The organism is Pseudomonas sp. (assembly GCF_050739995.1).
Classification (GTDB): Bacteria; Pseudomonadota; Gammaproteobacteria; order Pseudomonadales; family Pseudomonadaceae; genus Aquipseudomonas.
Window position 1 is genome coordinate 1 of sequence record NZ_JBOICG010000286.1, and the last position, 6,047, is coordinate 6,047.

Annotated in this window: 6 protein-coding genes and 1 pseudogene; 3 read left to right on the forward strand and 4 right to left on the reverse strand. The window is 59.1% G+C overall.

Annotation, left to right across the window (positions count from 1 at the left end; genetic code table 11):
- Positions 1-588 (forward strand): annotated as a pseudogene (locus ACRESD_RS09775) (YccS family putative transporter); the annotation flags it as partial.
- 94 nt (positions 589-682) lie between these two features.
- On the opposite strand, the gene ACRESD_RS09780 reads toward ACRESD_RS09775, so the two are convergent.
- Positions 683-1,420 carry a substrate-binding periplasmic protein gene (locus ACRESD_RS09780; protein WP_431750728.1) on the reverse strand — a complete coding sequence of 246 codons (738 nt, stop codon included), beginning with the start codon at positions 1,418-1,420 and terminating at the stop codon, positions 683-685.
- Between the two features lie 198 nt (positions 1,421-1,618).
- On the opposite strand from ACRESD_RS09780, the gene ACRESD_RS09785 reads away from it, so the two are divergent.
- Positions 1,619-2,071 (forward strand): GNAT family N-acetyltransferase, encoded by a 453-nt coding sequence (locus tag ACRESD_RS09785; RefSeq protein WP_431750729.1) that lies wholly within the window; start codon positions 1,619-1,621, stop codon positions 2,069-2,071.
- 107 nt (positions 2,072-2,178) lie between these two features.
- On the opposite strand, the gene ACRESD_RS09790 is transcribed toward ACRESD_RS09785, so the two are convergent.
- Genes ACRESD_RS09790 through ACRESD_RS09800 form a run of 3 tightly spaced genes read right to left on the reverse strand, consistent with a single transcriptional unit; the run spans position 2,179 to position 5,141 of the window.
- Positions 2,179-2,475, reverse strand: a complete 297-nt coding sequence (locus ACRESD_RS09790; RefSeq protein WP_431750730.1) for a winged helix-turn-helix domain-containing protein — start codon at positions 2,473-2,475, stop codon at positions 2,179-2,181.
- 18 nt (positions 2,476-2,493) lie between these two features.
- Positions 2,494-2,994: a M48 metallopeptidase family protein gene (locus tag ACRESD_RS09795; protein WP_431750731.1), complete on the reverse strand. Its 501-nt coding sequence runs from the start codon at positions 2,992-2,994 to the stop codon at positions 2,494-2,496.
- 41 nt (positions 2,995-3,035) lie between these two features.
- Positions 3,036-5,141, reverse strand: a complete 2,106-nt coding sequence (locus ACRESD_RS09800) for a putative bifunctional diguanylate cyclase/phosphodiesterase (protein WP_431750732.1) — start codon at positions 5,139-5,141, stop codon at positions 3,036-3,038.
- Positions 5,142-5,452: 311 nt separating this feature from the next.
- Here ACRESD_RS09800 and ACRESD_RS09805 point away from each other — a divergent pair.
- On the forward strand, positions 5,453-6,047 hold a 595-nt coding region (locus ACRESD_RS09805; RefSeq protein WP_431750733.1), incomplete at its 3' end, for a polysaccharide lyase family 7 protein.

The window sequence follows — 6,047 nt, forward strand, 5'->3', positions numbered from 1 at the left end:
GCGGTGTTCCTGTTCCTGCCGGACTGGCAGGGCCGACGCCTGAACAAAGTGCTGGCCAACACCCTGACCTGCAACAGCATCTACCTGCGCCAGATCATGCAGCAATACGCCGCCGGCAAGAGCGACGACCTCGCCTACCGCCTGGCCCGACGCAATGCGCACAACGCCGACGCGGCGCTGTCCACCACCCTGGCGAACATGCTGATGGAACCGGGGCACTTCCGTAAGGAAGCGGACGTGGGCTTCCGCTTCCTGGTGCTGTCCCACACCCTGCTCAGCTATCTGTCCGGGCTCGGCGCACACCGCGAAACCCCACTGCCGGCGGAGGTGCGCGAGCATCTGATCGACGGCGCCGGGAATACCTTGGCGGCAAGCATCGATGAGATCGCCACCGGGCTGGCGAACAAACAGCCGATTGCAATTCAAAGTGATGCCGAGGAAGCGCTGGCGGCGGAGCTGGAGCAAATGCCGGATGAAATCGATGAAGGGCAGCGGTTGGTGCAGACGCAGTTGGCGTTGATCTGTCGGCAGTTGGGGCCGTTGCGCACGCTGGCGGCGCATCTGATCAAGGACACCGGCGAAGCTTAGGCCGCTATCGGGGGCAAGCCCCCTCCCACATTTTGATGTGTGAACACAGTCAAGTGTGGGAGGGGGCTTGCCCCCGATGAGGCCCGCAAGAGCATTACATTCCATGTTCCTTCATCAACCGTGCATAACTGCCATCCGCCTTCATCTTGGCAATCTCCCGATCGAAGTTGGCGACGATCTGCGCATGTTCCGGGTTCTTCAGGCTGACGAGAATATGCAGACTGTTCTCACTCAGCGGCTTGGGTAGGAACTCCACCGCATTGCGCACCCGGGGCGACTCCCGCGCCAGGTAGTAGCGGGCGACAAACTCATCCTCCAGCGTCAACTTCACCCGCTGTGCCGCGAGCATGCGCACAGCCATGGCGAAGTTGTGCACCGGCACTTTCTGCAACTGGGCATCCTGGTCGAAGGCGGCCGAGTAGGCATACCCGCGCACCACAGCGATGGGCTCGCCATGCAGTTGCTCCAGATTCTGATAATCGATGGGGTCGTCGCGACGCTTGATGAAACGCACGCGGTTGAGCAGGTATTCCCCGGAAAACTGTCCCAGGTGCGTGCGGGCATCGTCGTACCAGGCATTGATCAGCACGTCGTAGCGCCCATCACCGACCCCCATCAGTGCGCGAGCCCAGGGCACTTGCTCGAAATCGCTGGCGTATCCGGCACGGGCCAGCGCCGTGCTGACGATATCGGTGGCCAGCCCGCCATTGATCAAGGTCGAATCAGTGAACGGTGGCCAGGCATCCGCAACCAGACGCAAACGCTGCGCCAGCGCCGGTTGGGCCAGCAACAACACTGCGATCAAAGCAACGGCACGAGATAATCGCGGCATGCTTATAGTCCTTGGCGGGCAGGCGATGGCCTGATAACAGTAGCTCATCAATGAGCCTGCATTGCAGATTACACAAAGAAGTCAGCGGCGAACGCAGAGAATGATGGCAAATTGACGCCATTCACAAAAATGCACGATTTAGACAGCAGCCGCCGACGCGCTTACTATCCGGTACAGACATTTCCAAGAGCACACATCATGACGGTTGATTGGGTTTGTAAGCATCACGACGATTTGGGCAAAGAACAGCTCTACGCCATCCTACGCCTGCGCAGCGAGGTGTTTGTGGTAGAGCAAAAATGCGTTTATCAGGACATCGACGGGCAGGACCTGTCGGGCGATACCCACCACCTGATGGCCTGGAAAAATGATGAACTGGTGGCCTACCTGCGCCTGCTGGACCCGGAGTCCCAGGGCGGTGACGTGGTGATCGGCCGCGTCATCGTGGCCCCCTCGGCACGCGGCACTGGCCTGGGACACCAGATGATGGAAGAGACGCTCAAACAGATTGACGATATCTGGCCGCAAATGCCGATCTTCCTGTCAGCCCAGGCGCATTTGCAGGGGTACTACGGGCGGTATGGGTTTGTGGTCGCGGGTGAGGAATACCTGGAAGACGATATTCCACATATTGGTATGCGGCGCGACTGAGGGCCTCTTCGCAGGCAAGCCAGCTCCCACATTTGGACTGTGCTCACACATCAAAAAGGTGGGAGCTGGCTTGCCTGCGATGGCGCCAGTATGGTCACCGCCGAGCTTCAGGGATAGCCCAACACCTGCTTCACCGAAGCCAGGTTTGCCTCAATCCAAGCCTTATCAATCGCCCCCCAACTGCGAATCCGATAGTGCCCGGCATGGTTGCGAGCACCGTCTTCCTGTTCGAACTCACACACGATATCCAGGTCCGCCAACGCCGCAATCGTGTCCTGGGCCGTGCGCCGAGGCATGCCGGTGACGTCGGTCAGCGCCGGGACACTGCTGGCCAGTTGGCTATCAATCAGATACGCCACATACAGACGGCGATAGAAGCTGCTTTTGGTCTTGCTCACGTCCATGGTCGGTGCCTTGTGCAGTCAGGGTTTGCCTTGCAAATCGCGCCAGGTGAGGTACACCCGCAGGTCGAATTCCACCTGATGGTAGCCCGGCATCATGTAGTCGCAGAGTTTGTAGAACGCCTTGTTGTGGTCCGATTCCTTGAAGTGCGCCAGCTCGTGCACCACGATCATGCGCAAAAACTCCGGCGCGGCTTCCTTGAACAGCGCGGCAATACGGATCTCTTTCTTGGCCTTGAGGTTGCCGCCCTGCACCCGTGAAATCGTGGTGTGCAAACCCAGCGCGCGATGGGTCAGGTCCAGGCGGTTATCGAACAGCACTTTGTCGATGGCCGGCGCGTTGCGCAGGTGCTCCTGCTTCAACGCCAACGCATAGGCGTACAACGCCTTATCGCTCTGCACCGCGTGGCGCTCGGGATAACGCTGCTCCAGATAGGCGCCCAACTGGTCCTTGGCGATCAGTTGGCGCACCTGCTCCTGGAGCGCAGCGGGATAGGCCTGGAGGTATTTCAACGCGGTCATGGGGTCTGCACAGGGTTCGAAAGGTCGCCAGTGTAGCGAATTCAAAGCAGACGAGGGTGGGACCAGGCAGCAACTTCCTCCGCCATCAAGGGGGGCGCCGCCAATGGCCCCTGGATAAACAGGCAACCATTGGCCTTGAGCCACCGGGCTTGCTCCTGTGTTTGAACACCCTCGGCGATGACCAACACATCAAAATGCCCACACAACTGGATGATGCTGCACGCCATCGCTGCATCTCGCGTCGAGCCCGGCAGGCGAGCCACCAGTTGCGGGTCCAGCTTGAGCGTGTCGAACTCCAGATCACGCAGGTGGGCCAGGGAACAGCGGCCCGAGCCGAAGTCATCCAGGGCAATGCGCACGCCAATCTGGCGTAACGACTTTAGCTGTTTGGTGGAGTCCTCAAGGTTGCTCATCAGGCAGTCTTCGCTGATTTCCACCTCCAACTGTCGCCCCTGCAGCTCATGCCTCTCAAGGATCTGCTGCAACTGGTTCGCCAGGTTAGGCATGTTGAACTGGCTGCTGCTCAGGCTCACGCTCATCACCCACTCTTGGTCGAAAGTGGTTTGCCAGGCTTGACGCTGAGCCGCGACCTGTTGATAGATCCAGGCACTCAGTTGGCTGATCAGGCGAGCCTCTTCCAACAACGGCAGAAACAGCCCTGGAGGTACATCGCCGACACTCGGGTGCTGCCAGCGCAACAGTGCCTCAACGCCACGCAAACGTCCGTCCTCCATCGACACCTGCGGCTGGTACACCAAGGTGAAATCCTTGTTCTGAATGGCGGTGCGCACACTGTCTTCGAGCATCAGCCGCGAGCGGGCGCGACCGTTCATGTCCTGATCGTAATAACGATACTGCTGACGCCCCGCACGCTTGGCTTCGTACATGGCGATATCCGCCGCTCGCAGCAGACCGTTCAGGTCCGAGCCGCAGTCCGGGTACGTCGCAATACCAATGCTGACTCCAAGCATCACATCCAAACCGTCGACCTGTTGGCACACAGATACCCGTTCGATCAGTTTTTCCGAAATCTTCGCCGCCTGCTCCGGGAATTCCAGCTCCAATAACGCGGTGAACTCATCCCCACCCATGCGTCCAAGAATGTCGTAGGAACGCAGGCACGCCTGCATCTGTTCCGAGACCCAGCGCAGCACACGGTCGCCAGCGTCGTGGCCCAACGTATCGTTGACCCGCTTGAACCCATCGAGGTCCAGGTACAGCAACACCAGCGACAGCTCGTTACGCTCGCTGCGCAGCAAGGTATTTTCCACCGCCTGATGAAAGCCGCGCCGGTTCAACAGTCCGGTCAACGGATCGGTGACCGCCTGGAACTCCAGTTGCTGGTGCAGATGGCGCACCTCGGACATATCCAGCACCGTCACCACCATGGCTTTCTGCTCGGCGGGCAGCGGTGCGCAAGACAACGCCACCGGTACCTGTTGGCCGCGGCTGGTGCGCAAGATCGCGTCGTGCAGCCGCCAGGTCTCCCCCTTGCGATACGCCTCATACATCGGGAAACTCAACCAGGCAGGTACGTGAGGTTTTTGCAGGAAACTCAAAAAACTTTCGCCCTGCAACTCAACCATCGTGGCGTTCAACAGGCGTGAAATCGCCGGGTTGGCGTACTGAATCACACTGCCCTCGCCCACCACCAAGATGCCTTCGGCGGCGTTATCCAGCACTGAGGCGTTGAAGGCGCGAGCCAACTCCAGGTCATGGCTCAGGCGCTGCAAAGCCCGGCGATTGCGCTGGTGCTCCAACAGCGCTTGCACCTTGGGCTTGAGGATATGCGGGTCGAACGGTTTGAACAGGTAATCGACGGCGCCACTGGCATAGCCTTCGAGCACCGCGGCGGGTGACTGGGCATTGGCCGTAAGAAAGATGATCGGCGTCATGCACGTACGCTGGCTGCCACGCATCAAGCGCGCCACTTCAAAGCCATCCATGCCGGGCATGCGCACGTCCAGCAGTACCAGATCAACTTCATGGGCCAACAGTAATTCGAGGGCCTCCAGGCCAGAAGCGGCGGTGATTACCCGCCAGTCTTCCCGCTGCAACAATGCGCGCATGCTGATGAGGTTTTCCGGGTAGTCATCGACTACCAGAAGAACCGAACTGCCATCGCCGGGGTGTGGAGCGCAATCCATGCTACGTCTCTTCCTTGAGGGGCTGTACCGGTCACTTCTACTACTAAAACCGGACAAATACTGAGGGCTCACTCTAGACCTCGTTCTAAAAAAGCAGAAGTGACGCGGATGCCATCATTGCGCCAACGGCCAGGAAGCCGACTAACGGTCAAGCGCTACAAGCCACGTGGCATGGGAAACATGGCTTTTTGGCATTCTATTGACGCCAATAAATTGCCAGCAATTGTTTAACAACCGGCTTGAACCCACCTATAAAGAACCCGTGCAGCCCTCGGGCTAAAGCCTTCAACCCTCGCAATAAGGCCAACACCATGATCGACCTTTCCACCTGGAACCTGAGTATTCCTGTCGGCTCCCCGCCTGCGACCATCGACACGCCAAAGCTGATGAGCGGCTTCAAAGACCAGTACTTCCAGGCCGAAGGCAGCAACGTGCAATTCTGGACACCGGTGACCGGCACCCGCACCGAAAATGCCATCTACCCGCGCAGTGAACTGCGTGAAACCTACGCCGACGGAAGGCTGCGCAACTGGACCTACCCGGAGGCGAATAACTTCCTACGTGCGACCCTGGCGATTAACCAAGTGCCGTCATCCGGGAAAGTCGTGATCGGGCAGATCCACGCCTATGACAGCCAGAAGCCACTGATCAAACTCGAATACCAATTCAAGGAAAAAACCCAGACCGGCAACATCGTCGCCAAGGTGCGCATGCGCCCGGATGACGGTGAAGGCCGTGTGGTGACCATCGCGTCGAATGTACCGCTGGAGAAGAGCTTTACCTACGTGATCAATCTCAATAAGGCCGGGCTACTCAACGTGTACGCCGCTGATGGTGAGTGGAACGAACGCATTGGTGCAGCGTGGGGCGCGAAGCCCTTGTACTTCAAGGCGGGGGTGTATGTGC